The organism is Streptomyces sp. NPDC004435, from assembly GCF_042873895.1.
GTDB lineage: Bacteria > Actinomycetota > Actinomycetes > Streptomycetales > Streptomycetaceae > Streptomyces.
In genome coordinates, this window is sequence record NZ_JBIAMB010000013.1 from 114,448 (window position 1) to 139,962 (window position 25,515).

Below are 25,515 nucleotides of genomic sequence, written 5' to 3' on the forward strand. Positions count from 1 at the left end.
AGGGCTCGGGGACGCCGTGCCCGGCGCCCCGCGCGCTCAGGAGGTGCGGGACATGCGGGAGACGGTTCCGGAAGGCCGCGGCCCGGTGCGCTACGGACCTCCGGCGCCCGAGAGCGGCCGGCCCGTCCCCCCGGGGCTCGCCGCCCTCCTCGCGGCGGCCGCCGGACGGACCTCCCCCGAACCGCCCGGCGGCGGCCCCGTCCTCCGCGAGGCCGCCGCCGGCTACTGGTGGCGCCGCGGGCTGCGCGGCCACGCCGAGGACGGCCTCGCCGCCCCCGGCGCCCCCGCCCTGCTCCTCGCCCTGCTCGCCGCCCACGGAGGCGACGTCCTGCTGCCCCGGCCCAGCCCCGCCTGGTGGACCCCGCAGATCCGGCTCCTGGGCCGGCCCGCGTACCACGTGCCCACCACCGCCGAGGCCGGCGGCGTCCCCGACCCGTACGCGCTCCTGGAGACCGTCCGCCGGGTCCGCGCCGAGGGCGGCGACCCGCGCGTGCTGCTCCTCTCCGTCGCCGACGACCCCACCGCCACCGTCCCCCCGCCCGAACTCGTCCGGGAGAGCTGCGAGGCCGCCGTCGCGGAGGGGCTCCACGTCGTCAGCGACGAGACCTGGCGCGACACCCTCCACCACCCCCGGGACACCGTCCTCGTCAGCCCCGCCGAGATGTGCCCCGACGACGTCACCGTCCTCGCCGACCTCGCCGGCGGCGGCCTCGTCCCCGCCTCCTGGCCCTGCGCGATCGCCCGCTTCCCGCCGACCGGCCGCACCCGCGCCGACCGCTACGGCGACCCCAGGGCCCGCGCCCTCGACGTCCTCACCGCGCTCGGCGCCGTCCTCCCCGCGCCCGTCGCCCCCGCCGCCGCCCACGCCCTCGACGAACCCGAGGACGTCTCCGTACCCGCCCTGCGGGCCGCCGCCGTCCACGGCCGGCTCGCCGCCGCCGCACACCGCGTCGTCCTCGCCGCCGGCGCCCTCGCCAGGCCCCCGAAGGCCGGCCGCCACCTCTACGCCGACCTCGGCCCGCTCCGCCCCGCCCTCGCCGCCCGCGGCGTCACCGACTCCCTGGAACTGGAGCAGTACCTCACCGCCCGGCTCGGCCGGCCCGTCCCCGGCGGCCACCGCTTCGGCGACGAACTCGGCGCCCTCCGCGTCCGCCTCGACACCGGACCGCTGCTCGGCGCCGACCCGCCCGAGCGCGCCGAGACGCTCGCCTCCCGCACGCCGGAGCAACTGCCCCAGGCGGTACGGGCCCTGGACGGGCTGGCCGCCGTCCTCGACGACCTGGCCGATCCCACCGCGCAGAACGGAGCCCGCAGATGACCGAGAGGACGGCCCGCCCCGCCCCGGCCGCCCGGGCCCCGCGCCCGGCCGCGCCCGCCACCCTCCCGACCTCCGTCCTCCAGCCGCTCGGCCGGCTCCGCGAGGACTGGCCCCGCACCTTCGCCGGCCGGCTCACCGCACCCCTCCCCGGCGTCCGCGCCCTCGCCCGGCTCGCCCGCGAGGGCGCCGTCCGCCCCCGGCCGGAGGGTCTGCGGGACGTGCCCCGGCTGCCCTTCGAGCCCGGCCCGCTGCCGCCCGCGGGACCCGGCACCGTAGCCGTCACCTGGGCCGGACACGCCAGCTGGATCCTCCGCGCCGGCGGCCTCACCGTCCTCACCGACCCGGTCTGGTCCCGCCGCATCCTCGGCACCCCGGCCCGGCTCACCCCGGTCGGCGTCCGCTGGGAGGACCTGCCGCCGGTCGACGCGGTGGTCATCAGCCACAACCACTTCGACCACCTCGACGCCCCCACCCTCCGCCGCCTCCCGCGCGCCACCCCGGCCTTCGTCCCCGCCGGCCTCGGCCGCTGGTTCCGCCGCCGCGGCTTCACCCGCGTCACCGAGCTCGACTGGTGGGAGGCGGCCGAACTCGACGGCGTCCGCTTCGACTTCGTCCCCGCCCACCACTGGTCCAAGCGGACCCTCCTCGACACCTGCCGCTCCCTGTGGGGCGGCTGGGTGCTCACCGACCCCGCCGGCCACCGGGTCTACTTCGCCGGGGACACCGGATACGGCCACTGGTTCGCCGAGATCGGCCGCCGCCACCCCGGCATCGACCTGGCGCTCCTCCCCATCGGCGCCTACGAGCCCCGCTGGTGGCTGCGGGACGTCCACACCGACCCGGAGGAGGCGGTCAGGGCCCACCAGGACCTGGGCGCCCGCCGGATGGCCCCCATGCACTGGGCCACCTTCGTCCTCTCCTCCGAGCCCGTCCTCGAACCCCTCGACCGCGTCAGGGCCGCCTGGGAACGCGCCGGCCTGTCCCGCGAGGACCTGTGGGACCTCCCGGTCGGCGGCTCACGCGTCCTCGTGCCGTAGCGCCCGCCCCCGGCCGTCCCGGTCGCCCCTGATCCGCCGCCACACCGCGGGACCCGCGCTGATCAGCAGCGTCAGGCCCACCGCCGCCACCACGCCCTGCCACGGCTCGGGAAAGAGCGAGCCGCCCAGGATGCCGATCAGCTGGTACGTCGCCGCCCAGGCCAGACAGGCCGCCGCGTCCCCGCGCGCGAAGCGGCGCAGCGGCATGCGGGCGAGCAGACAGGCCAGCATCACCGGGATCCGGCCGGCCGGGACCAGCCGGGACAGCACGAGCACCGACACCTGATGGGTGTCGAGGCGCTCCTGCGCGTGCGCCAGGCGGTCCGGCGTCACCCGGGAGCGCAGCGCCGCCAGCCACCGCGAACCGTTCCTCGACCGCACGCCCCGCTGCCCCAGCCAGTACAGCGCCAGATCGCCGAGGAACGCGGCGAGCGAGGCCAGCAGGAAGACGACGAGCAGCGAGAAGGGCGAGGACTGGTGGAAGGCGACCACGGCCGCCGAGCTGACGATCGCCCCCGTCGGCACCACCGGCACCAGCGCCCCCAGCGCCACGAGGAGGAACAGCGACGGATAGCCGACCGCCTGCTGCGTCGACTCCGGCGGAAGGTCGCCCACGGCGGCGAGCAGCGCACCGGTCACCGGGCGACCTCCGGCCGCACCCGCTCGCCGTGCGCCAGCCGGTGCACCACCGCCTTCGGCGCCAGCCGGGCCGCGTGCCGGACGAACTCGTCGCCCGGAGCGTGGAACTCGTGCGGCCGGACGCCGTCCAGACCGATCGGCCAGTACGTGCCGTAGTGCACCGGCACCGCCGCCGCCGGGGACAGCGCCGCCAGCGCCTGCGCCGCCCGTCCCGCGTCCAGATGCCCGTGCCCCAGGTACGGGCCCCAGCCGCCGACCGGCAGCAGCGCCACGTCGACCGGCCCGACCGCTTCCGCCATGTCGTCGAAGAGCCCGGTGTCCCCGGCGAAGTACGTGCGGGCCTCGCCCTCGATGACGTATCCGAGCGCGGGGGAGCGGTGCGGGCCGAACGGCAGCCGCCGGCCGTCGTGCGCCGCCGGCACCGCCCGTACCGCCACGCCCTCCACCGTCACCTCGTCCCCGGCCGCCACCTCCGTGAGCCGCAGCCCCGCCGCGGCCAGCCGGCGCAGCCCCGGCACGGCGTCGGGCGCGCCGGACGGCACCAGCACCCGCGTCCCCGGCGCGAGCCGGGCCAGCGACGGCAGGTGCAGATGGTCGGAGTGCAGGTGCGAGACGAGGACCGCCTCGGCCACGGCCGCCTCCGGCGGCGGCGGGGCGCCCCGGCGGCGGCGCAGGTGCGCGAGGCGCCGGGCGAAGAGCGGGTCCGTGAGGAACCGGACCCCGGAGTCCTCGACCGTGCAGGTCGCGTGCCCCCACCAGGTGACCTCCACCGGCATGCCGCCCTTCCGTCGCCCCGCGTGCTCCCTGTCGAGAGTAGAGGCCCGGCGGCCCTCCCGTGCGGCACCCCGGGGCAGTAGGGTCGGCGCATGAACGACGTCCGGGTCGCGGCGATCGCCAGCCTGACCCCGCTCGAAGAACTCGATTCCGACCCCTTCCTCGTCGACACGCGCGGCCAGCACGCGGTGTGCGCCCGCTGGGCCGTCGAGCGGGGGTACGTCCTCGCCCGCCAGCTCCTCATCTACGGCGTGCGCCCCGACCACGACGAGCTCTGGGCCGACGTGGACTCCGGCGAGGTCGACCTCTTCGTCGCCGCCAACGAGCACGTCCTGGCCCGCGCCCTGACCTCGGTTCCCGGCTTCCGCGCGGAGTGCGCCCGCCGGGGCGTCCGGGTGGAGACGGCCGACGCCGCGCCGCCCGCCTACGACTCCGCCGCCAAGGCCGCGGTCCACCGGCGGCTCTCGATGCCGACCGCCGGCTACGACGGCACCTGACCCGGCTCCGCCGCGTCCCCTCCGCACCCTCTTGCCCTTCCCCGATGTGCTCTGCGCCCCCCGGTGGGTAGGTGTGTCAGGGTAGGGGGACGTTTGGGTGAAAGGTGACGGACGGCGTGGGCGACGGGCTGAGGGGCGGCACCGACCGCTGGCGCAGGGCGGGGCGGGCAGGCGTACGGGTGCTCACGGTGTGGGCCGTGTCGACGGGCACGCTCCTCGTGCTCGCGGGGCTGCTGCCCGACTTCCAGCTGCAGTCGGCCGACGGCGACAGCCTCACCAGGACGGCGCTGACCGCCGCGTCGGCGGCCGGCGCGTTCGGCCTGCTCACCGCGCTGGTCTGGCCCCTGGTGGTCCGCGCGCTGCTCCTCGTCCCCGCGCTCGTCCTCGGGCTGCTGGTCTTCTTCCTCAACGGCTCGCTGCTGCTCGTCGCGCTCTGGCTGATCCCCGACGGGCGCGGAGCCGCCGACCCGGAGACCGCGGTGGTCGTCGCCGCCGTGATGTCCGCCGTCGCCTCCGCGACCTCCACCGCGCTCGCCGTCCGGGACGACGACGCCTACCGCCGCCGGCTCTACCGGCTGACCGGCCGCACCCGCCCCCGCGACCCGCGGACCGTCCCGGAGCCCCCGCCCGGCACGGTCTTCCTCCAGCTCGACGGCGTCGGCCACGAGGTGCTGCGGTCGGCCGTCGCCGACGGAGTGATGCCGACGGTGGCCGGCTGGCTGGCGGCGGGGCACCGCCTCACGCCGTGGCGGACGGACTGGTCGAGCCAGACCGGCGCCAGCCAGCTCGGCATCCTGCACGGCAGCAACGAGGACGTGCCGGCCTTCCGCTGGTACGAGAAGGACACCGGCCGCCTCATGGTGTCGAACCGGCCGGCGAGCGCGGTCGAGCTCCAGCGCCGGGCGGTGCGCCGCACCGGCGACGGCGGGCTGCTCAGCCTGGACGGCGCCTCCCGGGGCAACCTCTTCAGCGGCGGCGCCGACCAGGTGGCGCTGGTGCTGACGGTGGCGGCGCGCCGTGGCCGCCGGAACCGCTCGCGGGCCGGCTACTTCGCGTACTTCTCCGACCCGGCCAACGCCGTCCGCACCGCCGGCTCCTTCGTCAACGAGGTGGTCCGCGAGGTGGCGCAGTCGATCCGGGCCCGGCTGCGCCGGGACCGGCCCCGGATCCCGCGCGGCGGCACCTACCCCTTCGTCCGCGCCTTCGCGACGGTGATCGAGCGGGACGTGGTGGTCGCCGCCGTCATGGGCGACATGCTCGCGGGCCGGACCGCCGTCTACGCCGACCTGGTGGCGTACGACGAGGTGGCCCACCACTCGGGACCGCAGGGCCGCGACACCGACCAGGTGCTGCGCCGTCTCGACCGCTCCCTCGCCCTCGTCGCCCGGGTCGCCGAGCACGCCCCCCGGCCGTACCGGATCGTGCTCCTCTCCGACCACGGGCAGAGCCCGGGGGAGACCTTCGAGGGGGCGTACGGGCTGACGCTGAAGGACCTGGTCCGGGCGGGCTGCGGGCTGCCGGTCTCCCGCCGGGTGGGCAGGACCCGCAGCGGCGCGGAGGCGAGGGACGCCGCCAGGGACGCGCTGCGCAGCGCCCTGCACCGGCCGGTGGAGACGGGTGAGGAGGCCGAGCGCGAGCTGCCGGCCCGCCGGTCGGAGCCGGTCGTCCTCGCCTCGGGGAACCTGGGCCTGATCTCCTTCCCCGACGTGCCGCACCGGATGACGAAGGAGGAGATCGACCGGCGTCACCCGGCGCTGCTGCGGACCCTCGCGCAGCATCCGGGGATCGGCTTCCTGCTGGTGGCGAGCGCCGAGCACGGCTCGGTGGTGCTGGCCGGGGACGGGGTGGAGGTGCCGGTGGCGGAGCTGGCCGACGACGGGCCGCTGGCGGTGTTCGGCCGGGGCGCGGCCGAGGCGGTCCGGCGCACCGACGGCTTCCCGCACGTCGCCGACGTGATGGTCAACTCGATGTACGACCCGGCGGCCGGCACGGTGCACGCCTTCGAGGAGCAGATCGGCTCGCACGGCGGCCTGGGCGGGGAGCAGTCGCGTCCCTTCCTGCTCTCGCCGCCGGAGCTGTCGCCCCCGGTCGCGGAGGGCGGGGAACTGGTGGGCGCGGAGCGGGTCCACCGGGTGCTGCGCCGCTGGCTGCGGGAGGTCGACGGGCCGCAGGTGCCGCTGGAGCGCCCGGCCGCGACCCGGGAGAGCTCCGCGCCCGGAACGGAAGCGGGATCAGCCCTTCCGGTGGAGGGGCCGGTCGTGCCGGACACGCGGAAGCACTGATTCGGGCAGGTGCTCGCCGCCGGCGCCTCATGGTCCGGTCACCGCGAGGTGCAGGCGCGCGGTGCCCTCGTGTACGCCTGGACGGCCGGTCGCGGGCGCGCCGCCGCCACCGGGGGCGGGCGCCGCCGACGCGGTGAATCAGGGCCCGGAGGCGTAGTCCAGGAGGGCGGATCTCCCGCCCGGGCGGAGCGTCGGCGGGCCCGGCGGGGCAGTACGGATCACCGTGAGCCCCGCATCCCGGCCGGCCCACCCGGCCCGGCCGCACCACGAGCCCGCCACCCCGGCGGGCCGTCCGGCACGCGTCCGGCGGCTGCTCGTCCCGGTCTGCGGCGCACTGCTCGCCCTCGTCGCCCTCGTCGCCCTGGCCGCGCCCCGCACCGCCGCCGCCCTGCCCGGCTCCGTCGCCGAACCCCGGCCGGCCGGCGCGCCCGCCGTCCCGGACCCCGTCGGCGAGACGTACGAACCGGGTCCCGCCGAGGCCGGCCTCCCCGGCCGCACCCGGCACCGCAGGACCCGCGTCCGCCCCGTCCCGGCGCCCCCGCACCCCCGCGCCGCCCGCCGGGCCCCCCGGCGCGCCGCCCCCGCCTCCGTCCCCGCTCCTCGCCCGCTCTCGCACCGGCGCGTGGTGATGCGCTGCTGACCGGCCCCGCCGCAGCAGCCCCATTCCACCCACCCACCCCGCACCCGCGAGGAGCACCGCCATGAAGTCAGACCCGTACGCCGTCCTCCAGGCCCTGCTGCGCGCCGAGGCCGCGCGCGACCGCAGGGCCGCCGAGCACCCCTCCGAACCGGCGCCGGTCCCGCCGGCCGCCGAGCCCGCGCCCGCCCCGGCGGGACCGCGCCCGCACCGGGAGCCCCCGGTGCGCTGACCGGCAGGGCTTCGGCCGCCCGGCCCCGTGCCGGGCGGCCGGCGCGAACCCACCGCCGGAGAATCCGGATTGCGGCCGCCCGTCGGTCCGTACGAGGCTGACCGGATGACCTCGACCGACCGGAACACCCGCCCCGATCGGTCCGCCGGAGCCTCTTCCGGCCCGGGCCCCGTGACCCGCACCGACCAGCCCGCCGAAGCCTCTTCCGGCCCGGGCCCCGGCACCCGCCCCGATCGGTCCGCCGGAGCCCTCTCCGGCCCGGGCCCCGAGACCCGCACCGACCAGCCCGCCGAAACCCCCTCCGGCCCAGGCCCCGACACCCGCACCGACCAGCCCGCCGACGTCTCCTCCGGCCCGGGCCCCGTGACCGCGCGCCGCGTCCCCGCTCTCGTGCGGCGGGCCGCCGTCTTCGCGCGGCGGCCCTACTGGGACCGGCCCAGCACCGCGTACCGGGTCCGGCGCTGGCCCGACCTCACCGCGCTCTGCCTCGCCACCGTCTTCTTCTGGTCCAGCCTCAGCCCCTCCCTGGTGCCCCGCCCCTGGTACCTCCAGGGCATCGTCGGCGGCATCACCGCCACCATCGGCTACGCCCTCGGCTCCACCCTCGCCTGGCTGTTCCGGGCCGTCGCCCCGCGCCGCCCGGGCGAGCGGATCCGCGCCCGCTGCTGGCAGGCGTACTGGCTCCTCGCCCCGGTCGCGAGCATCTGGCTGATCTCCGAGTCGGCCCGGATGCAGCGCCGGCTGCGGGTCCTCCAGGACCTGCCGCCCTCGCTCACCTGGCACACCCCGATGATCGCCCTCATCGCGCTCGCCCTCCTGGCCCTCGCGCTGGTCCTCGCCCGGCTCGTCCGGCTCGCCGCCGTCACCCTCATCCGGCTGCTCGGCCGGCTGCTGCCCCGGCCCGTCGCCTACGCCACCGGCGCGCTCCTCACCGCCCTCGCCGTGCTCGTCGGCGTCCGCGACCTCGTCTACGACCGGGGGATCGTGGACGTCGCCGACCGCATCGCCGCCGCCACCAACGGCGGGACCAAGGCCGGCGTCGAACGCCCCGGCTCCCGCTACGTCTCCGGCGGCCCCGGCTCCCTCCTCGGCTGGGAGTCGCTCGGCTACGAGGGCCGCAACTTCACCGGCTCCACCCCCACCCGGGCCGCGCTCACCGCCTGGAGCGGCCGCCCCTCCCGGGACCCGGTCCGCGTCTACGTGCCGTCCACCCCGCCCGTCGCCTTCGCCGACGACCGCCCCTTCGCCGCCCAGGCCGCGCTCGCCGTCCGCGAACTCGACCGCACCGGAGCCTTCGACCGGGCGGTGCTCGCCGTCGCCGGCACCACCGGCACCGGCTGGATCGACCCGAACGTCGCCGAGGCCCTGGAGTACATGTACCGGGGCGACACCGCGATCGTCGCCGTCCAGTACTCGTACCTGCCCAGCTGGGTCTCCTTCCTCGTCGACAAGGAGAAGGCCGGCCAGGCCACCCGCGCCCTCATCGACGCCGTCCGCGCCCGCCTCGACACCCTGCCGCCCGACCGACGCCCCCAGCTCGTCGTCACCGGCGAGAGCCTCGGCGCCTACGCCGTCGAAGCCTCCTTCGGCACCGCCGACGCCCTCCTCGCCGGCACCGACGGCGCCCTGATCATGGGCCCGCCCGACTTCTCGCCGATCTCCCGCGAGCTCCGCCGCGACCGGGACCCCGGCAGCCCCGTCTGGCGACCGCAGTACGAGGGCGGCAGCCGCATCCGCTTCGGCCAGTTCCCGGCCGCCGACCTCGCCCGGCCGCCCGCCGTCTGGGAGCACCCGCGCGTGGTCTACCTCCAGAACGCCTCCGACCCGGTCGTCTGGTGGTCGCCCGACCTGCTGCTCGACCGGCCCGCCTGGCTCTCCCGCCCGCTCGGCCCGGACATCACCCCCGAGATCCGCTGGTTCCCCTTCGTCACCTTCTGGCAGACCTCGGTCGACATGGCCGTCTCGTACGGCGTCGACGCCCCGCACGGGCACCGCTACGGCACCGGAGCCGTCGACGGCTGGGCCGCCGTCGTCCCGCCCGCGGGCTGGACCGACGCCGACACCGACCGGCTCCGCGCCTTCATCGGCCACCGCGGGGCCGCCTACTGACGGCGGGCGGCCGGCCCGCATGACCTCACGGGTAATCGACCCGCACCGGCCTTCGGCGGCAAGCTCTGAACCACCGGAACCCGGGCGGCGCACTCCGTCCGGGCGCCGGGCCCCACCGTACGAACGACCCCCCTTCGGAAGGGTGATCCGTCATGTCCCAGGCCCTGCTCGCCGGTCTCTCCCGCACCACCCAGCCGAGGTCCATGGTGCGCCGGTTCCTCGCCCTCGACGCCGTCGTCACCGGCGGCAACGGCCTCGCCTACGCCCTTGCCCCCGGCCCCCTCGGCGAACTCCTCGGCGTGGACCGCACCCTGCTCCTCGGCCTCGGCGTCCTCCTCACCGCCTACGCCGCCGGAGTGGCCTGGCTCGCCGCCCGCCCGCAGCCGCCGGCGCTCGGCGTCAAGCTGGTCATCGACATCAACGCGTTGTGGGCCGTCCTCAGCCTGGTCGCCCTCGTCGCCTGGCTGGAGCCCACCACCGCCGGACTCGTCTGGACCCCGCTCCAGGCGGGCACCGTCGCCGGCTTCGCCCTCCTCCAGTGGGCCGCCCTGCGCGCCGCTACCCGCTGAGGGAGCGCAGGTACTCCACCGTCGCCGGGTCGGCCGGGAGCATCGTCTCGATGGCCAGCTCGGCGACGGTCACGTCCATCGGCGTGTTGAAGGTCGAGATCGACGACACGAAGGACAGCACCCGCCCGTCGTGCTCGATCTGCAGCGGCAGCGCGAAGTACGGATACGGCTCGGGGTCCTCCACGTCACCCGGGTGCGGCTCCGGCAGCGGATACGCCGCCACCTCCTCGTACACCGCGCGCAGCGCGTCCGAACGGGCGTAGGCGATCTGACGCTCCATCTGCGCCAGGAGATGTCCCCGCCACTCCCGCAGGTTGCGGATCCGGGGCGCGAGGCCCTCCGGGTGCAGCGTGATCCGCATGGCGTTCATCGGCGGCGTCAGCAGATGCTCCGGCAGCCCCTCGATGAGCAGCCCGATCGCCCGGTTGGCGGCCACCACCGTGTACGTGCCGTCCACCACGAGCGCCGGGTAAGGCTCGTACCCCTGGAGCAGCCGCTCGATGCCCTCCCGCAGCGTCTCCAGCTCCGGCGCGTCGAGCGTCGACTCCGCGTAGCGGGGCGCGTAACCCCCCGCGAGCAGCAGCGCGTTGCGGTCCCGCACCGGCACCTCCAGGTGCTCGGCGAGCCGGAGGATCATCTCCTCGCTCGGCCGCGACCGTCCGGTCTCGACGAAGGAGATGTGCCGTGCCGAGGAGTCCGCGCGCAGCGCCAGCTCCAGCTGGCTCAGCCGCCGCCGCTCGCGCCAGTCGCGCAGCAGGGGCCCCACTCCCGTGTCGTTCACGACTGTTGTCATGGGCAGACGGTATCTCAGAGGGGTGACCCGGGTACGTTCCCCCGGAGGCACATCCGCACCCCGTACCCCGCCCCGCGCACCACCGACCGGAGGGAGCACCCCCGTGCCCACGCAGCCGCTGTCGCAGAAGGAGATCGAGGACCGACTGCGGGAGCTGCCCGGCTGGTCGGTCGAGGACGCCCGCCTGGTCCGCTCCTACCGGCTCGCCGACCACTTCGCCGCCACCGCCCTCGTCGTCCACGTGGCCCAGATCCAGCAGGAGCTGGACCACCACTCGGACCTGACGCTCGGTTACGACTCGGTCGCCGTCTCCGTCCACACCCACTCCGCGGGCGGCGCCCTCACCGAGAAGGACTTCGCCCTCGCCGAGCGCGTCGACGCCATCGCCCCCGGCCACGGCGCCCGCTGACCCTCCGTCCGCCCGTCCGGGCCGTACGATCCCCGGCATGGCGGACACCCTGCTCGACTACGAGACCGAGGCGGCCCACTACGACGAGACCCGCGGCGGCGTGCCCCGGGCGGAGGCGGCGGCCGGCGCCGTGCGGCGGCTCCTGCCGCCCGGCGCCCGCACCGTCCTCGACCTCGCCTGCGGCACCGGGCTCGTCACCGAGCGGATCGCCGGGCCCGGGCCGCGCGTCCTCGGCGCCGACGCCGCCCACGCCATGCTCAGGGCCGCGCAGCGGCGGCTCCCCGGCCGGGTGGTCCGCGCCGACGCCCGCCGGCTGCCGTTCCGCGACGGGAGCCTCGACGCGGTCTGCGCGGTGTGGCTGCTCCATCTGGTGCCGTACACCGGGGAGATCGTCGCCGAGGCCGCCCGGGTGCTGCGCCCCGGCGGCGTCCTCGCCGTCACCGTCGACAAGGACGCCGCCCATGACGTCGGCAGCGACATCGACGCCCTGCTCCGCCCGCACCGGACGGCTTCCGCCGCCCACGACCGGGCCGGGCGCCTCGAAGCCCTCGCCGCCGCCCACGGCCTCGCCCCGGCCGGGACCACCGTCTTCACCGGCCACGGCCAGGGCGCGACCCCCCGGGGCACCGCCCGCCTGCTCCGCGCCGGCTACTACGCCTCCTGGTTCCGCGGCGACCGGGCCGTCACCGACGCCCTCGCCGCCGCCCTGGCGGCCCTCCCGGACCAGGACCGTCCCCGCGCGGACCCGGAGTACCGCCTCGCGGCCTACGCGAAGCCCGCGAAGGGCCCCTCGGCCCGCGTGGAGGGTCCTTAGGAGGTGACCCGGCCTCCGGCCAGTTCGAGCCGGCGGCCGGTGAACCGCTCGCGGAACTCCCGGTCGTGCGAGACCGCGACCACCGCGCCCGGGAACGCGGCGACCGCCTCCTCCAGCTCCTCCACCAGCGCGGGCGCGAGGTGGTTCGTGGGCTCGTCCAGGATCAGCAGGTCGGCGGGGCGGCCGACCAGCAGGGCGAGTTCGAGCCGGCGGCGCTGTCCGGCCGAGAGCGCGGACACCGGCACGGCCAGGTCCTCCTCCCGCAGCAGCCCCAGGGCGAGCAGCTCCGCCGCGTGTTCCTCCGGCTCGCCGGGCCGGCCCTCCGCCCAGACCGCGAGGGCCGTGCGGCGGGTGGGGGAGTGCGGCAGCTCCTGCGCGAGATGGCCGACCCGGCCGACCCGGCGCACCACCCCCTCGTCCGGTACGAGTTCACCGGCGAGGACCCGCAACAGCGTCGTCTTCCCCGCCCCGTTGGGACCGGAGACGAGCAGCCGCTCGCCGGCCCCGATCCGCAGCTTCTCCACGGTGAGCCGGTCGCCGACGACCACGCCCTCCAGCTCCACCGGCGGTCCCTCGGGCGGCTCCGCGCCGTCCCCGGCGAACCGGCCGCCGAAACGCAGCGGCTCCGGCGGCGCGGCCACCGGCTCCCGCAGCAGCTCCTCCAGCCTGCGGCGGGCCGTCCGCACCTGCCCGGAGAGCTTGTTCTCGCTGGAGCGGCGGTGCTTGCCGAAGCCCTGGCGAGGGTCCTTCCCGGTCACCGCGAGCCGCTGCCCGGCCGCCGCGACCAGCTCCTCGGTGCGGGCCACCTCCCCCCGCCACTCCAGGTGCTCCTGCGTCCGGCGGCGCCGCTCGGCGGCCTTCGCCGCCCGGTAGCCGGCCCAGCCGTCCCCGTAGCGCAGCACGCTCCGCAGGTCCCGGTCGACCTCCAGGACGGTGGTGGCGAAGCCGGTGAGGAAGGCACGGTCGTGGGTGACGACGAGCGCGGTGCCCCGGTGCGCGGCGAGCCGCGCCCGCAGCCAGTCGACGGCGTCCCGGTCGAGGTGGTTGGTCGGTTCGTCGAGCAGCAGCAGCTCGGCCCCGGAGGAGAGCACGCAGGCGAGCGCGAGCCGGGCCTGCTCGCCGCCGGACAGGGTGGTGAGCGGCCGGTCGGCGGAGACGTGGCCGAGGCCGAGGGCGTTCAGTGCGGCGGCGACCTCGGCGTCGGCGCGGTAGCCGCCGCGCTCCTCGAAGCGGTCGAGGAGTTCACCGTACGCGGCGAGCTCCTCCGGCCCCGCCGAGCCGAGGCCGGCCTCGGCGTCCCGCAACTCCGCTTCGAGTGCGCGGAGTTCGGCGAGGGCGAGGTCGAGGGCGTGCTGGACGGTGTCGTCCGGGCCGACGGGGTACGTCTCCGGCAGCGTCTGGGCCAGCCGGGCGACGGAGCCCGGGAAGCGGACGAGGAGCTCACCCTCGTCGGGGGTCAGGGTGCCGTCGAGCAGCCGGAGCAGGGTGGACTTGCCGGAGCCGTTCTCGCCGACGACGACGGCCTTCTCGCCGGGACGGACGGTGAAGGAGACCTGGTCGAGGACGCGGCGGTCGCCGAAGGCGACACCGACATGACGGAGGGAGAGCTGAGCGCGTTCGCGCATGGGTGTTCCTCTGATGGGTTCGTGGAATGCGGGCACACGAAACCGGCCCACGGCCGCGACGGCGGCCGGGCCGGACCCGGAATCAGCGGAAGAAGTAGTAGTGGTACACACCCATACGCCCAGGCTAACAGTCACCCAGGAGCAGGGCCCGGGACTTTTTCCCGGGGTGGAAGGCCCCCTGCCGAGGCCCCGCGCGCGGGGCCGGGGCGGGGCCTCGGCACCGGAGAGCGCCGGGCGGGGCCGACGACACGTTTGCCGTACCGGCAATTTTTCTTGCGTTTCCGGGCAGGAGCGGCGCAGGCTTCCTCCATGACCCAGCATCGCGAAGCCCACGCCGCGGCCCCGGCCCCGCCCGCCCACGACCACGGCCCCGGCCACGCCCCCCACGCCTCCCACGAGGGCCACGGAACCGGCGCGGGCCACTCCCACGGCCCCACGGACGCGCCTTCCCACGGCCACTCCCACGGCGACTCCCACAGCCACTCCCACGGCGACGGCGCCGGCCACGACTGGGGCCGGCTGGCCCCGCTCCTGGAGCGCCAGGCCGAGGTCGCCGGCACCGCCTACCGCGAGGCCGCCGCCTGGCTCGGCACCCTCGTCCCGGCGAGCGGCGTGCGCCGGCTCCTCGACGTCGGCAGCGGTCCCGGCGTCGTCACCACGCTCCTCGCGGAGGCGTTCCCCTACGCCGAGGCCGTCGCCGTCGACGCGACCCCGGAGCTCCTGGAGCGGGCCCGCGCCCGCGCCGAGGCCCAGGGCCTCGGCCACCGGGTGACCACCCTGCGGGCCGAACTCCCCGCCGACAACGCCGCGCTGGGCGAGGCGGACCTGCTGTGGGCCGGCAACTCGCTGCACCACATCGGCGACCAGCGGGCCGCGATCGCCGACCTGGCCGAGGCGCTGCGCCCCGGCGGTCTGATCGCGCTCGTCGAGGGCGGACTCTCCCCCCGGCACCTGCCCAGGGACACCGGCATCGGCCGCCCCGGCCTGGAGGCCCGGCTCGACGCGGAGCACGCCGACGCGTTCGCCCGGATGCGCGACGAGCTGCCCGGCAGCACCCGCGAACCGGACGACTGGCGCGCCCTGTTCGTCGCCGCGGGCCTCACCCCGGCCGGCACCCGCACCTTCCTCGTGGATGTGCCCGCGCCGGTCCCGCAGGTCGTCCGCGAGCTCGCCGTCACCCACTTCGGGCGGCTCCGGGAGGGCCTCGGCGACCGGCTGGGGGCCGAGGACCGCGCCACCCTCGACCGGCTCCTCGACCCCGCCGACGCGCAGTCCCTGCACCACCGCACGGACCTCTTCCATCTGACGGCCCACACGGTCCACACCGCCCGCAAGGGCTGAAACCGCGCGGGCCGCCGCCCGCGACCAACCAGGAGGACCACGCCTCAGGAGGACGGCTCCTCGGAAGGACGACTCCTCGGAAGGGCGACTCCTGAGGCGGAAGTCGCCTCAGGAGGCCACCGGCTCCAGCCGCCACCACTGGAACGGGGAGTCGGTGTCCTCCCCCTGCCGGATGTCGGCGCCCTCGGCCGCCGAACCGTCCGCGACCTCCAGGAGCAGCCCGCTGACGAAGCTCACCAGCGTGACCGTCCCGGGCTCCTCGACGTCCCGCTCGATGATCCACTCCTGGGCGCCGAAGTTGTTCGCCCGCCACTGCTGGACGAGCGCCCCCGGTTCCGTGGAGGCGTTCACGACGTCGAGCCGCTTCCCGCTGGCCGCGTTGACCAGGTGGTACAGCCCGCCGCCGTTCGGCACGGCGGACACCTGCCAGCGCTGCCCCGGGGCCTCGTCGGCCGCGGCGCCCTGCTGCACCTTGGCGCCGCCGCGCCGCGAACCGGCGTACACCTCCAGGACCAGCCCGCTGCCCACGTTCCGCACCCGGTAGAGCCCGTCCGGGACGGGAGCCGGGCGGCCCCCGTCCTTCAGTCCCGCCACCGGGCGCCTCAGGCCATGTTGAAGTGCGCCGGGTCCGGGCCCAGGCGCCGGCCCTCGTCCAGCGCGGCGATCGCCGCGATGTCCTCCGCGTCCAGCTCGAAGTCGAAGACCTCGATGTTCTCGCGGATCCGGGACGGGGTCACCGACTTCGGGATGACCACGTTGCCCAGCTGGAGGTGCCAGCGGAGCACCACCTGCGCGGGGGTGCGCTCGTGCTTGCGGGCGATGGCGACGAGCGCCGGGACGTCGAGCAGCCCGCGGCCCTGGCCCAGCGGCGACCACGCCTCGGTCGCGACGCCCAGCTCGGCGTGGAGGGCGCGGGACTCGGCCTGCGCCAGCTGCGGGTGCAGCTCGATCTGGTTCACGGCGGGCACCACGAAGGTCTCGTCCGTCAGCCGCCGCAGGTGCTCGGGGAGGAAGTTGGAGACGCCGATCGCCTTGGCGCGGCCGTCGGCGAGGATCTTCTCGAAGGCCCGGTAGGTGTCGACGTACGCGTCCTTGGCCGGGACCGGCCAGTGGATCAGGTACAGGTCGACGTAGTCGAGGCCGAGGCGCTCCAGGGAGGCGTCGAAGGCGCGCAGCGTCGCGTCGTGGCCCTGCTCGCTGTTCCACAGCTTGGTGGTGACGAAGAGCTCCTCGCGGGCGATCCCGGAGGCCGCCACGGCCTTGCCGGTGCCCCGCTCGTTCTCGTAGATCGCCGCCGTGTCGATGGAGCGGTACCCGGCTTCCAGGGCGGTGGCCACGGCCTTCGCCGCCTCGTCGTCCGGCACCTGCCAGACACCGAAGCCGAGCTGCGGCATCGCCACGCCGTTGTTCAGGATGACCGAGGGGACCTTGCTGTCCGTGCTCACGTGGAATGGATCCTTACGTCGTCGTGGTCGTTCACGCGGAGGGGGCGCGCGTGAGCCCGCCCCTGCCGTCCAACGATCACCCGCCCCGTAACATTCCGCCCGGCGCGGCGCGGCCCCGTCAGCCGTACAGCGCCTCGACCTCCGCCGCGTAGGCGCGCTCGATGGCCTTGCGCTTCAGCTTGAGGGACGGGGTCAGCAGGCCGTGCTCCTCGCTGAAGGGGTGGGCGAGGATGCGGAAGGTACGGATCGACTCGGCCTGCGAGACCAGGGTGTTCGCGGCCACCACGCCCCGCCGGATCTCCGTCTCCAGGTCCGGGTCGCGGACCAGCTCGGCGGGGGAGAGCGGCGGGCGGTTCTGGATGGCGAGCCAGTGGTCCACGGCCTCCTGGTCCAGGGTGACCAGGGCCGCGATGTACGGGCGGTCGTTGCCGACGACGAGGCACTGGGCGATCAGCGGGTGGGCCCGTACCCGCTCCTCCAGACCGGTCGGCGCCACGCTCTTGCCGCCGGAGGTCACCAGGATCTCCTTCTTCCGCCCGGTGATCGTCAGATACCCCTCGGCGTCGAGCGCGCCGAGGTCGCCGGTGGCGAGCCAGCCGTCGTTCAGCACGGCGGCGGTGGACGCCGGGTCGCCCAGGTAGCCGGAGAAGACCTGGCCGCCGTGGACCCACACCTCGCCGTCCTCCGCGATGTGCACGGTCGTGCCGGGAACGGGCCGGCCCACCGTGCCGTATCTGACCAGGCCGGGCGGGTTCGCCGTGGCGGCGGCGGTCGTCTCCGTCAGGCCGTACCCCTCGAAGACGGTGACCCCGGCGCCGGCGAAGAACAGCCCGGTCCTGCGGTCCATCGCCGACCCGCCCGACATCGCGTACTTGATCCGCCCGCCGAGCGCCTCGCGCACCTTGGCGTAGACCGTCTTGTCGAAGAACTGGTGCTGCACCCGCAGCGCCGCCGACGGGCCCGGGCCTTCGCCGAACGCCTTGTGCTCCAGCGCCTCCGCGTACTTCACGGCCACGTCCACGGCCTTGTCGAAGACGCCGGCCCGCCCGTCCGCCTCGGCCCGGCGGCGCGCCGCGTGGAAGATCTTCTCGAAGACGTACGGCACGGCGAGGACGAAGCTCGGCCGGTACGTGACCAGATCCGGCAACAGCGCGGCGGCGGTCATCGACGGCTGGTGCCCCAGCTTCACCCCGCCGCGGACCGCCGCCACCTCCACCATCCGCCCGAAGACGTGGGCGAGCGGCAGGAAGAGCAGGGTGGACGCCCGTTCGCCCGGGCGGGAGCGGAAGACCGGCTCCCAGCCGGCCAGCAGGGCGTCCGTCTCGAACATGAAGTGGCCGTGGGTGATCACGCAGCCCTTGGGACGGCCGGTGGTGCCCGAGGTGTAGATGACCGTCGCCACCGACTCGGGGGTGACCGCGCGCCGGTGCCGGTGCACCACCTCCGCGTCGATGCCCTCGCCGGCCGCGGTGAGCTCCGCGACCGCGCCGGGGCCCGCGTCCTCGCCGGGGTCGAGCTGCCACAGCCGCTGGAGCCGCGGCAGCCGGTCCACGACGGAGCCGATGGTCATGGCGTGGTCCTCGTGCTCCACCACGCAGGCGGTGACCTCGGCGTCGTACAGCATCCAGTGCACCTGGTCGGCGGAGGAGGTCGGGTAGACCGGCACGGACTGGGCGCCGAGCGTCCACAGGGCGAAGTCGAAGAGGGTCCACTCGTAGCGGGTACGGGACATGACGGCGACCCGGTCGCCGAACCGCACGCCGTGCGCGACCAGCCCCTTCGCCAGCGCCAGGACCTCCTCGGCGAACCGGGCGCAGGTCACGTCCTCCCAGGCCCCGTCCGCCGTCCGGCGCCCGAAGGCGACCTCGTCGGGGCTGTCGGCGGCGCGGGCGAAGACGGCGTCCGCAAGACCGCCGCTCAGCGGAGCCGCCTCGACGGGCGGCACGGTGAACTCGCGCACGGACCTGGTCCTCCCTCGACGGCTCGGTGGCTGAAAGGGGCCGCTGTGACGGCTGCGGCGCCGTGACCGTACCCCACCCGGAGCAGCGGCGGCAGGACCTTCACCAAGCCGCGACATTCGCTGTTCGTACAGGTCAGGACAGGTGGGCGGGCAAGTGACCGAGGAAGGGCGCTCGTTGCGTACCGACCGGTACGTCCGCGGGGCCGGAAGTCTCCACCGAATCTGTACCGGCCGGGCACGCGCCCACGACCGCCCGGCCCGCCGGGCCCGGCCGCCGCCTTCCGCCGCCCTCGGCCTCGGTCCGGCCTCCGCGCCCCGTCGTCGTCTCTGCCCCGGCCCGACCGTCCTCGGCCTCCCCGGTCGGGGCGCAGGGTCCGGCCTCCGCGCCCCGCCGCCGTCACCCCCGGCCGGGCCGTCGCAGCCCGTCGCCGCTCTCCAGGATCGCCTCGGCCAGCGCGTCCGCCGCCTCCTGTGCCTCCCCGCCGCGCCGTCCCTTCCGCAGCACGAAGTCGACCCCGCCCAGCTCCGGCAGGCCCGCCCTGGCCGGTACGGGGACGAGTCCGGGCGGCACCAGGCCGCGCGTGTGGGCCATCACGCCGAGCCCCGCCCGGGCCGCCGCCACGTTCGCGCTCAGGCTGGAGCTCGTGCACGCGATCCGCCACGCCCGGCCCTCCGCCTCCAGCGCCGCCAGCGCCCGAGCCCGGGTGATGCCCGGCGGCGGATAGACGATCAGCGGCACCGGCCGGTCCGGGGCCAGGCGCAGCCCCGGCGCGCCGATCCACACCAGGACGTCGCTCCACACCGGCACCCCGCCCTCGCCGTCCGCCCCGGCGCCCCGCTTGGCCAGGATCAGATCGAGCCGCCCCGCCGCGAGCCGCGCCTGGAGCGTCCCCGAGAGGCCGACCGTCAGCTCCAGGTCCACCTCCGGGTGGGCGCGCCGGAAGGACTCCAGGATCTCCGGCAGCCGGGTCGCCACGAAGTCCTCGGAGGCGCCGAACCGCAGCCGGCCGCGCAGCCGCGTCCCGGTGAAGAAGGCCGCCGCCCGCTCGTGCGCCTGGAGGATCGTGCGGGCGAAACCGAGCATCGCCTGGCCGTCCTCGGTCAGCTCCACGCTGTGGGTGTCGCGGGTGAAGAGCGGCCGCCCGGTGGCCTCCTCCAGGCGTCGCACGTGCTGGCTGACGGTCGACTGGCGCAGTCCGAGCCGCCGGGCCGCCCGGGTGAAGCTCAGCGCCTGCGCGACGGCGAGGAAGGTGCGCAGCTGGGTGGGCTCGTACACCCTCCCGACGTTATCGCGGTTCGTGATGACAGTCAGTGGGCTGTACGGGATTCCCGATGACCGGCCCGTGGACCAGGATGGGAGGACGCGCCACCCCCTCACGGGACGGCGTACCGACCGCCACCAGCACCGCGTGGAGCCATGAACCGACGCCCTCTCCTGCCCTCCTGGCTGCCGGTCGACGGCTATGTCCTCGCCCTGCTCGGCACCGTCGGCCTCGCCGCCCTGCTGCCCGCGTCCGGCGCCGCCGCCACCGTCGCCGAGGGGGCCGCCACGGGCGCGGTCGCGCTGCTGTTCTTCCTCTACGGCGCCCGGCTCTCCACCCGCGAGGCGCTCGACGGAGTGCGCCACTGGCGGCTCCACCTCACCGTCCTCGGCTGCACCTTCCTCGTCTTCCCGCTGCTCGGCCTCGCCGCCCGCGGACTCGTGCCGGCCGTCCTCACCCCCCAGCTCTACAGCGGCTTCCTCTTCCTCTGCCTGGTCCCCTCGACCATCCAGTCGTCGATCGCCTTCACCTCGATCGCCCGGGGCAACGTGCCGGCCGCCATCTGCGCCGGCTCCTTCTCCTCGCTCGCCGGCATCGTGCTCACCCCGCTGCTCGCCGCCGCCCTGCTCGGCGGCAGCACCGGCGGCCTCTCCGCCGACTCCCTCCTCCGGATCGTGCTCCAGCTGCTGGTGCCCTTCCTCCTCGGGCAGGTGGCGCGCCCCTGGGTCGGGGGATTCCTGACCCGCCGCAAGAAGGTCCTCGGGTACGTCGACCGGGGCTCGATCCTCCTCGTCGTCTACACCGCCTTCAGCCAGGGCATGGTGGCCGGCATCTGGCACCTGGTGACGCCCGGCCGGCTCGCCCTGCTGCTCGCCGCCGAGGCCGTCCTCCTCGCCCTGATGCTGGCGCTGACCTGGTACGGGGCGGGCAAGCTCGGTTTCGGCCGGGCCGACCGGATCGCCATCCAGTTCGCCGGGTCCAAGAAGAGCCTCGCGGCCGGCCTCCCCATGGCGAGCGTCCTCTTCGGCGCGCACGCCTCGCTGGCCGTGCTGCCCCTGATGCTCTTCCACCAGATGCAGCTCATGGTCTGCGCGGTCCTCGCCAAGCGCCGGGCCCGCGACCCGGAGCCGCCCGAGCCGGACGCCACCGCTGCCGTCGGCACGGAAGCCGCGGGTGCCGACGCCGCCCCTGTACCGTCCCCCCTCCCCGTACCGTCCCCCCTCCCCGTACCGGCCCCGCTCCCCGCCCCCGACCGGATCGCGCCACCGCCCCCGTCCCGGTGATCATCCGGGCCGCTACCGTGCTCCCATGCCCTCACTCGATCCCGCCCGCACCGCGCTCCTCCTCGTCGACCTGATGGAACGGATCGTCGCGCTGCCGCTCGCCCCCCGGCCCGGCACCGACGTCCTCGCCGCCGCCGGCCGGCTCGCCGCCGCCTTCCGCACCGCCGGCGCGCCCGTCGTCCACCTCCGCGTCGAACGGCCCGGCGTCCCCGTCCAGCCGGCCGGCAGCGAGCTCGTGCCCGACCTGCTGCGCACGGGCGAGCCGGTCGTCGTCAAGCGCACCATCGGCGGCTTCCAGGACACCGGGCTGCACGAACTGCTCACCGGCCTCGGCGTGAGCACCCTCGTCCTCGCCGGGATCGCCACCAACCTCGGTGTCGAGTCCACCGCCCGCGCCGCCGCCGACCTCGGCTACGACCTCGTCTTCGCCGAGGACGCCATGACCGCGCTCACCGCCGACGAGCACCGGGCCTCCGTCGACCTCGACTTCCCCCGCCTCGGCACCGTCGCCACCGTCCCCGGGATCGTCCTGGACGGCCGGGGATGAGCCGCGTCCCGATACGGTACGGGGCCCGCCCCTGCTCCCTGGTCGTCTGCCGGGGCTGCTGCTGCGGCGACCCCCGCAAGAACCCCGGCACCGACCACGACGCCCAGCTCGACCGGCTCCGCGCCGCCGCCGCGGCCTCCGGCGGGAAGCTCGCCGTCCGCACCAGCGACTGCCTCGGCCCCTGCGCCCAGGCCAACATCGTCGTCGTCCAGCCCTCCACCGAGGGCCGCCGGCGCGGCGGCCGGGCCGCCTGGGTCGGCTTCACCCTCGACGACGACTGCCTCGACGACATCCTCGCCTGGACCGAGGCCGGAGGCCCCGGCCTCGCCCCGCCCCCGGCGACCCTCGCCCTGCAGATGATCGACCCGCCGAAGAACTGACCCCACCGGGGCCGTGCCTCAGAGCGCGATCCGGTGCTCGCCCGCGTACACGTTCATGTCCGGCCCGCGCAGGAAGCCGACCAGCGTCAGACCCGTCTCCGCCGCCAGGTCGACCGCCAGCGAGGACGGCGCGGACACCGCGGCGAGCACCGGGATCCCCGCCATCACCGCCTTCTGCGCCAGCTCGAAGGAGGCCCGCCCCGACACCAGCAGCACCGCCCGCTCCAGCGGCAGCAGATCCTCCCGCAGCGCCCGCCCCACCAGCTTGTCCACCGCGTTGTGCCGGCCCACGTCCTCCCGTACGTCGAGCAGCTCGCCGTCCTCCGAGAAGAGCGCCGCCGCGTGCAGCCCGCCCGTCGTGTCGAAGACCTTCTGCGCCGCCCGCAGCCGGTCCGGCAGCTGCGCCAGCAGCGCCGGGGCGATCCGTACCGGGGGAGTGTCGGCGATCGGGAAGCGGGCCGTCGTCCGCACCGCGTCCAGGCTCGCCTTGCCGCACAGCCCGCACGACGAGGTCGTGTAGACGTTCCGCTCCAGCGTGATGTCGGGGACGACGACCTCCGGCGCGAGCTTCACGTCCACCACGTTGTACGTGTTCGTACCGTCCTCCTTGGCCCCCGCGCAGTACACGATCGACCGCACGTCGGCCGCCGAGGCCAGCACCCCCTCGCTCACCAGGAACCCCGCCGCCAGCGCGAAGTCGTCGCCCGGCGTCCGCATCGTGATCGCGATCGGGCGCCCGTTCAGCCGGATCTCCAGCGGCTCCTCCGCCACCAGCGTGTCCGGTCGCGCGCTCACCGCGCCGCCCCGGATCCGCGTGACCCGCCGTCGTTCGGTGACCCGTCCCATCCCCGCCGCCTTCGATTCCGTCGGTGTTCCTGTCCCTGACCGTGTCATTCTCCGCCACCCCCGGGAACCCCGCCCGATCCGGTGTGCCGCCTGACCCCTTGTCACGGTCGGCCAAGCGACTCGGGGGAATCTTGGTGGTTTACGTCACCTGTTACCCATCAGTCGCTGGCAAGACTGGGTGGTTCCTGCCGTCGAACGACCATCGAGGGGGTCCCGGGATGACGGGCACTCGCATCTCCGCGCTCGGGCACTACCAGCCCGCCAAGGTACTGACCAACCACGACCTGGCCGAGCTGGTCGACACGAGCGACGAGTGGATCCTCAGCCGGGTCGGCATCCGCACCCGGCACATGGCCGGACCCGAGGAGCCGGTCGACGAGCTCGCCGCGCACGCCGCCGGCAAGGCGCTCGCCGCCGCCGGCCTCGCCCCCGGCGACATCGACTACGTCATCGTCGCCACCTCCACCGCGATCGACCGCTCGCCCAACACCGCCGCGCGGGTCGCCGCCCGCCTCGGCATGGGCTCGCCCGCCACCCTCGACCTCAACGTGGTCTGCGCCGGCTTCACCCACGCGCTCGCCACCGCCGACCACGCCGTCCGGGCCGGAGCGGCCCGCCGCGCCCTCGTCATCGGCGCCGACAAGATGACCGAGATCACCGACTGGACCGACCGCACCACCTGCGTCCTCACCGGTGACGGCGCCGGCGCCGTGATCGTCGAGGCCACCGAGACCGACACCGGCGCGATCGGCCCGGTCCTGTGGGGCTCGGTCCCCGAGATGGGCCACGCCGTCCGCATCGAGGGCACCCCGCCGCGCTTCGCCCAGGAAGGCCAGAGCGTCTACCGCTGGGCCACCCAGAAGCTCCCCGCCCTCGCCCGCGAGGCGTGCTCCCGCTCCGGCATCGCCCCCGAGGACCTCGCCGGCGTCGTCCTCCACCAGGCCAACCTGCGCATCATCGAACCCCTCGCCGCGAAGATCGGCGCCGTCAACGCGATCGTCGCCCGGGACGTCGTGGACTCCGGCAACACCTCCGCCGCCTCCGTGCCGCTCGCCCTCGCCAAGCTCGTCGAGCGAGGCGAGCTCCCCTCCGGGGCGCCCGTCCTCCTCTTCGGCTTCGGCGGCAACCTCTCCTACGCGGGCCAGGTCGTCCGGATCCCCTGACCGGCGGGCCGGGTGCCCCGTTCGGCGGAGCACGAGGGGGGACCGGTGGCGGCGCCCCCGGGGCGCGCCTAGCTTCGGACGCGGTGGGGGTGCCGGTGCCACAGGCACCGGACCCGGACGCGGAGCGGCTCCGCGCCCCTGCCCCCGCCGCGACCCGGAGGACCGCATGCGCGCGATACGCACCGCTTCCGCAGCCCTGTTCGCCGCGGCGGCCGTGGCACTGTCGGCTCCCGCGGCGGCCTCCGCCGACGACGGCACGGGAACGGGCGCCGGTACGGGAACGGGCGCCGGCACGGGCATCACCTCCTTCGGCTTCTCCGTCAGCCCCCTCACGGTCGCCCCCGGTGGCACCGTCACCCTGACCACCGACGGCTGCGAAGTGCCGTCCGTGACCGTCACCTCGGGGATCTTCGACACCGTGACCCTCACCGAGGGCCGCCCGGGCCGCGCGACCGTGGACATCGACGCGAAGGCCGGAGCCGAGTACGAGATCGCCTTCGACTGCAAGGGCGAGCGCGGCACCACCACCCTCACGGTCTCCCACGGCACCACCACCCCGACCCCGACCCCGGTCACCCCGCACAAGGGCGTCAAGGCCGGATTCGGCAGCTCCACCGGCTCCGACGCCCTCGGCGCCGCCGAGCTGGCCACCGGCGCCGCCCTCATCACCGGAGCCCTCGCCGCCGCGCTCGTCCTCACCCGCCGCGGCCGGACCCGCGGCCGCCCCTGAGACGGCCCCTCCGTCCCGGTGTGACGAGGTCCGGGACGGAGGGGCGACCAGGAGGGGGAACGGCCGGCCGGCCGGAGAACCGGAGGGGCGACCAGGCGGAACGGAGGGGTGACCAGCGGAGCCCACCCACCCCAGCAGAGGAGGCCCGAGCGGTGGAGAGCGCGCACGGCCGGCGCGGCGCCTGGGGCGTCGTCGCGATCCTCCTCCTCACCGGAGTCCACCTCGTCCGCGGCGGTACGGAGCAGCTCACCGCCCCCGGCCCGCCCCGGCCCGTGGCGGCCGAGGCCCCCGCACCGGCGGCGCCCGCGCTCCGCGCCCGCAGCGCCCTCCCCGCCGCCGCCCCGCTCTCCGTCGCGATCCCCGCGATCGGCGTGGACGCCCCCCTCGCCCGGGTCGGCCTGGACGCGGACGGCTGGATCGAGGCCCCGCCGCCCGAGCACCCCGGCCGCGCCGGCTGGTTCACCGGTGCCGTCACCCCCGGCGAGCCGGGTACCGCCGTCGTCGTCGGCCACGTCGACACCCCGACCGGCCCCGCCGTCTTCCACGCCCTCGGCGCCCTCACCAGGGGCCGTACGGTGGAGATCCACCGCGCCGACGGCCGCACCGCCGTCTTCACCGTCCACGGCGTCGAGCTGGTCCCCAAGGACGACTTCCCCGCCGACCGCGTCTACGCCTCCACCGGCGTCCCCGAACTCCGCGTGATCACCTGCGGCGGCCCCTACACCCGCGCCGGCGGCTACACCGGAAACGTCGTCGTCTCCGCCCGTCTCACCGCCCTCCGCTGACCTGACGTAATCCGACCGCCCGACTGGCCTGGACCAAC

At 76.0% G+C, this 25,515-nt stretch carries 26 protein-coding genes; 17 read left to right on the forward strand and 9 right to left on the reverse strand.

All coding sequences use genetic code 11. The features are described 5' to 3' along the window. The first annotated feature begins 52 nt into the window (after nucleotides 1-52). Both ACFYT9_RS23780 and ACFYT9_RS23785 read left to right on the forward strand, forming a co-directional pair. Nucleotides 53-1,318, forward strand: a complete 1,266-nt coding sequence (locus ACFYT9_RS23780) for an aminotransferase class I/II-fold pyridoxal phosphate-dependent enzyme (protein WP_389166947.1) — start codon at nucleotides 53-55, stop codon at nucleotides 1,316-1,318. Beyond that, nucleotides 1,315-2,355, forward strand: coding sequence for an MBL fold metallo-hydrolase (locus ACFYT9_RS23785; RefSeq protein ID WP_389166950.1), 1,041 nt, complete (start codon nucleotides 1,315-1,317; stop codon nucleotides 2,353-2,355). Before ACFYT9_RS23780 ends, ACFYT9_RS23785 begins: the two co-directional genes overlap by 4 nt. Here the strand turns inward: ACFYT9_RS23785 and ACFYT9_RS23790 are convergent. Together ACFYT9_RS23790 and ACFYT9_RS23795 are read right to left on the reverse strand one after the other, a co-directional pair. Then, complete coding sequence (locus ACFYT9_RS23790; protein ID WP_387280442.1) at nucleotides 2,335-2,994, reverse strand: DedA family protein; 660 nt, start codon at nucleotides 2,992-2,994, stop codon at nucleotides 2,335-2,337. The two genes, ACFYT9_RS23785 and ACFYT9_RS23790, sit on opposite strands and share 21 nt — an antisense overlap. Further along, entirely contained in the window at nucleotides 2,991-3,770 is a 780-nt protein-coding gene (locus ACFYT9_RS23795; protein ID WP_387280444.1) for an MBL fold metallo-hydrolase, read from the reverse strand. Before ACFYT9_RS23795 ends, ACFYT9_RS23790 begins: the two co-directional genes overlap by 4 nt. Nucleotides 3,771-3,860: 90 nt before the next feature. Between ACFYT9_RS23795 and ACFYT9_RS23800 the strand changes: the two genes are divergently transcribed. The 6 genes from ACFYT9_RS23800 to ACFYT9_RS23825 all read left to right on the forward strand — a co-directional run bounded on the left by ACFYT9_RS23800 (nucleotide 3,861) and on the right by ACFYT9_RS23825 (nucleotide 10,094). Next, entirely contained in the window at nucleotides 3,861-4,265 is a 405-nt protein-coding gene (locus ACFYT9_RS23800; protein WP_376603788.1) for a hypothetical protein, read from the forward strand. Nucleotides 4,266-4,381: 116 nt separating this feature from the next. Continuing rightward, on the forward strand, nucleotides 4,382-6,547 hold the full coding sequence (locus tag ACFYT9_RS23805; protein WP_389166953.1) for a phage holin family protein: 2,166 nt from the start codon (nucleotides 4,382-4,384) through the stop codon (nucleotides 6,545-6,547). 223 nt (nucleotides 6,548-6,770) lie between these two features. Then, nucleotides 6,771-7,187 carry a hypothetical protein gene (locus ACFYT9_RS23810; protein ID WP_389166956.1) on the forward strand — a complete coding sequence of 139 codons (417 nt, stop codon included), beginning with the start codon at nucleotides 6,771-6,773 and terminating at the stop codon, nucleotides 7,185-7,187. A gap of 61 nt (nucleotides 7,188-7,248) precedes the next feature. Continuing rightward, the gene (locus tag ACFYT9_RS23815) at nucleotides 7,249-7,416 is read left to right on the forward strand and encodes a hypothetical protein (protein WP_389166959.1); all 168 of its coding nucleotides are present in this window, start codon (nucleotides 7,249-7,251) and stop codon (nucleotides 7,414-7,416) included. A 105-nt stretch (nucleotides 7,417-7,521) separates the two neighbouring features. Then, a complete protein-coding gene (locus ACFYT9_RS23820; RefSeq protein ID WP_389166962.1) occupies nucleotides 7,522-9,525 on the forward strand; it encodes an alpha/beta hydrolase in 2,004 nt (667 codons plus the stop codon). 152 nt (nucleotides 9,526-9,677) lie between these two features. Further along, nucleotides 9,678-10,094 (forward strand): hypothetical protein, encoded by a 417-nt coding sequence (locus ACFYT9_RS23825; RefSeq protein ID WP_387279388.1) that lies wholly within the window; start codon nucleotides 9,678-9,680, stop codon nucleotides 10,092-10,094. Here ACFYT9_RS23825 and ACFYT9_RS23830 read toward each other — a convergent pair. Continuing rightward, a complete protein-coding gene (locus tag ACFYT9_RS23830) occupies nucleotides 10,084-10,887 on the reverse strand; it encodes a helix-turn-helix domain-containing protein (RefSeq protein ID WP_376605063.1) in 804 nt (267 codons plus the stop codon). The genes ACFYT9_RS23825 and ACFYT9_RS23830 overlap by 11 nt on opposite strands. Nucleotides 10,888-10,990: 103 nt before the next feature. Here ACFYT9_RS23830 and ACFYT9_RS23835 point away from each other — a divergent pair, with 103 nt between their 5' ends. Both ACFYT9_RS23835 and ACFYT9_RS23840 read left to right on the forward strand, forming a co-directional pair. Beyond that, nucleotides 10,991-11,296, forward strand: coding sequence for a 4a-hydroxytetrahydrobiopterin dehydratase (locus ACFYT9_RS23835; RefSeq protein ID WP_376605061.1), 306 nt, complete (start codon nucleotides 10,991-10,993; stop codon nucleotides 11,294-11,296). 49 nt (nucleotides 11,297-11,345) lie between these two features. After that, the gene (locus ACFYT9_RS23840) at nucleotides 11,346-12,110 is read left to right on the forward strand and encodes a class I SAM-dependent methyltransferase (RefSeq protein WP_389167195.1); all 765 of its coding nucleotides are present in this window, start codon (nucleotides 11,346-11,348) and stop codon (nucleotides 12,108-12,110) included. On the opposite strand, the gene ACFYT9_RS23845 is transcribed toward ACFYT9_RS23840, so the two are convergent. Further along, on the reverse strand, nucleotides 12,107-13,735 hold the full coding sequence (locus ACFYT9_RS23845) for an ABC-F family ATP-binding cassette domain-containing protein (protein WP_389166965.1): 1,629 nt from the start codon (nucleotides 13,733-13,735) through the stop codon (nucleotides 12,107-12,109). The two genes, ACFYT9_RS23840 and ACFYT9_RS23845, sit on opposite strands and share 4 nt — an antisense overlap. A gap of 309 nt (nucleotides 13,736-14,044) precedes the next feature. Here ACFYT9_RS23845 and ACFYT9_RS23850 point away from each other — a divergent pair, with 309 nt between their 5' ends. Next, nucleotides 14,045-15,076, forward strand: a complete 1,032-nt coding sequence (locus tag ACFYT9_RS23850; protein ID WP_389166968.1) for a class I SAM-dependent methyltransferase — start codon at nucleotides 14,045-14,047, stop codon at nucleotides 15,074-15,076. A 108-nt stretch (nucleotides 15,077-15,184) separates the two neighbouring features. Here ACFYT9_RS23850 and ACFYT9_RS23855 read toward each other — a convergent pair whose 3' ends face one another. From ACFYT9_RS23855 to ACFYT9_RS23870, 4 genes are all read right to left on the reverse strand, one after another. Further along, nucleotides 15,185-15,670 (reverse strand): RICIN domain-containing protein, encoded by a 486-nt coding sequence (locus tag ACFYT9_RS23855; protein WP_389166970.1) that lies wholly within the window; start codon nucleotides 15,668-15,670, stop codon nucleotides 15,185-15,187. Between the two features lie 8 nt (nucleotides 15,671-15,678). Next, nucleotides 15,679-16,470, reverse strand: a complete 792-nt coding sequence (locus ACFYT9_RS23860) for an aldo/keto reductase (protein ID WP_389167197.1) — start codon at nucleotides 16,468-16,470, stop codon at nucleotides 15,679-15,681. Between the two features lie 169 nt (nucleotides 16,471-16,639). Continuing rightward, a complete protein-coding gene (locus ACFYT9_RS23865; protein ID WP_389166972.1) occupies nucleotides 16,640-18,481 on the reverse strand; it encodes an AMP-dependent synthetase/ligase in 1,842 nt (613 codons plus the stop codon). 397 nt (nucleotides 18,482-18,878) lie between these two features. Continuing rightward, nucleotides 18,879-19,757 carry a LysR family transcriptional regulator gene (locus ACFYT9_RS23870; RefSeq protein ID WP_389166975.1) on the reverse strand — a complete coding sequence of 293 codons (879 nt, stop codon included), beginning with the start codon at nucleotides 19,755-19,757 and terminating at the stop codon, nucleotides 18,879-18,881. A 141-nt stretch (nucleotides 19,758-19,898) separates the two neighbouring features. Here ACFYT9_RS23870 and ACFYT9_RS23875 point away from each other — a divergent pair, with 141 nt between their 5' ends. From ACFYT9_RS23875 to ACFYT9_RS23885, 3 genes are read left to right on the forward strand one after another with little or no spacing between them, the layout of a single operon-like run. Then, nucleotides 19,899-21,026: a bile acid:sodium symporter family protein gene (locus tag ACFYT9_RS23875; RefSeq protein ID WP_389166978.1), complete on the forward strand. Its 1,128-nt coding sequence runs from the start codon at nucleotides 19,899-19,901 to the stop codon at nucleotides 21,024-21,026. A gap of 25 nt (nucleotides 21,027-21,051) precedes the next feature. After that, nucleotides 21,052-21,573 (forward strand): isochorismatase family protein, encoded by a 522-nt coding sequence (locus ACFYT9_RS23880; protein ID WP_387279373.1) that lies wholly within the window; start codon nucleotides 21,052-21,054, stop codon nucleotides 21,571-21,573. Continuing rightward, a complete protein-coding gene (locus ACFYT9_RS23885) occupies nucleotides 21,570-21,953 on the forward strand; it encodes a (2Fe-2S) ferredoxin domain-containing protein (RefSeq protein ID WP_376597212.1) in 384 nt (127 codons plus the stop codon). Before ACFYT9_RS23880 ends, ACFYT9_RS23885 begins: the two co-directional genes overlap by 4 nt. A gap of 18 nt (nucleotides 21,954-21,971) precedes the next feature. On the opposite strand, the gene fdhD is transcribed toward ACFYT9_RS23885, so the two are convergent. Further along, nucleotides 21,972-22,799 carry a formate dehydrogenase accessory sulfurtransferase FdhD gene (gene fdhD / locus ACFYT9_RS23890; RefSeq protein ID WP_387279370.1) on the reverse strand — a complete coding sequence of 276 codons (828 nt, stop codon included), beginning with the start codon at nucleotides 22,797-22,799 and terminating at the stop codon, nucleotides 21,972-21,974. Between the two features lie 218 nt (nucleotides 22,800-23,017). On the opposite strand from fdhD, the gene ACFYT9_RS23895 reads away from it, so the two are divergent. The 3 genes from ACFYT9_RS23895 to ACFYT9_RS23905 all read left to right on the forward strand — a co-directional run bounded on the left by ACFYT9_RS23895 (nucleotide 23,018) and on the right by ACFYT9_RS23905 (nucleotide 25,477). After that, nucleotides 23,018-23,962, forward strand: a complete 945-nt coding sequence (locus ACFYT9_RS23895; RefSeq protein WP_376597215.1) for a beta-ketoacyl-ACP synthase III — start codon at nucleotides 23,018-23,020, stop codon at nucleotides 23,960-23,962. A 166-nt stretch (nucleotides 23,963-24,128) separates the two neighbouring features. Then, the gene (locus ACFYT9_RS23900; RefSeq protein ID WP_389166983.1) at nucleotides 24,129-24,692 is read left to right on the forward strand and encodes a hypothetical protein; all 564 of its coding nucleotides are present in this window, start codon (nucleotides 24,129-24,131) and stop codon (nucleotides 24,690-24,692) included. Between the two features lie 152 nt (nucleotides 24,693-24,844). Beyond that, nucleotides 24,845-25,477: a class F sortase gene (locus tag ACFYT9_RS23905; RefSeq protein ID WP_389166986.1), complete on the forward strand. Its 633-nt coding sequence runs from the start codon at nucleotides 24,845-24,847 to the stop codon at nucleotides 25,475-25,477. The last annotated feature ends 38 nt before the right edge of the window (nucleotides 25,478-25,515 follow it).

Bases quoted from the DNA above. Each gene is read 5' to 3' on its own strand.
- ACFYT9_RS23860 (WP_389167197.1), bottom strand. From the start codon at position 16,470: ATGCCGCAGCTCGGCTTCGGTGTCTGGCAGGTGCCGGACGACGAGGCG.
- ACFYT9_RS23780 (WP_389166947.1), top strand. From the start codon at position 53: ATGCGGGAGACGGTTCCGGAAGGCCGCGGCCCGGTGCGCTACGGACCT.
- ACFYT9_RS23785 (WP_389166950.1), top strand. From the start codon at position 1,315: ATGACCGAGAGGACGGCCCGCCCCGCCCCGGCCGCCCGGGCCCCGCGC.
- ACFYT9_RS23795 (WP_387280444.1), bottom strand. From the start codon at position 3,770: ATGCCGGTGGAGGTCACCTGGTGGGGGCACGCGACCTGCACGGTCGAG.
- ACFYT9_RS23800 (WP_376603788.1), top strand. From the start codon at position 3,861: ATGAACGACGTCCGGGTCGCGGCGATCGCCAGCCTGACCCCGCTCGAA.
- ACFYT9_RS23820 (WP_389166962.1), top strand. From the start codon at position 7,522: ATGACCTCGACCGACCGGAACACCCGCCCCGATCGGTCCGCCGGAGCC.
- ACFYT9_RS23885 (WP_376597212.1), top strand. From the start codon at position 21,570: ATGAGCCGCGTCCCGATACGGTACGGGGCCCGCCCCTGCTCCCTGGTC.
- fdhD (WP_387279370.1), bottom strand. From the start codon at position 22,799: ATGGGACGGGTCACCGAACGACGGCGGGTCACGCGGATCCGGGGCGGC.
- ACFYT9_RS23825 (WP_387279388.1), top strand. From the start codon at position 9,678: ATGTCCCAGGCCCTGCTCGCCGGTCTCTCCCGCACCACCCAGCCGAGG.
- ACFYT9_RS23850 (WP_389166968.1), top strand. From the start codon at position 14,045: ATGACCCAGCATCGCGAAGCCCACGCCGCGGCCCCGGCCCCGCCCGCC.
- ACFYT9_RS23900 (WP_389166983.1), top strand. From the start codon at position 24,129: ATGCGCGCGATACGCACCGCTTCCGCAGCCCTGTTCGCCGCGGCGGCC.
- ACFYT9_RS23875 (WP_389166978.1), top strand. From the start codon at position 19,899: ATGAACCGACGCCCTCTCCTGCCCTCCTGGCTGCCGGTCGACGGCTAT.
- ACFYT9_RS23830 (WP_376605063.1), bottom strand. From the start codon at position 10,887: ATGACAACAGTCGTGAACGACACGGGAGTGGGGCCCCTGCTGCGCGAC.
- ACFYT9_RS23880 (WP_387279373.1), top strand. From the start codon at position 21,052: ATGCCCTCACTCGATCCCGCCCGCACCGCGCTCCTCCTCGTCGACCTG.
- ACFYT9_RS23895 (WP_376597215.1), top strand. From the start codon at position 23,018: ATGACGGGCACTCGCATCTCCGCGCTCGGGCACTACCAGCCCGCCAAG.
- ACFYT9_RS23845 (WP_389166965.1), bottom strand. From the start codon at position 13,735: ATGCGCGAACGCGCTCAGCTCTCCCTCCGTCATGTCGGTGTCGCCTTC.
- ACFYT9_RS23815 (WP_389166959.1), top strand. From the start codon at position 7,249: ATGAAGTCAGACCCGTACGCCGTCCTCCAGGCCCTGCTGCGCGCCGAG.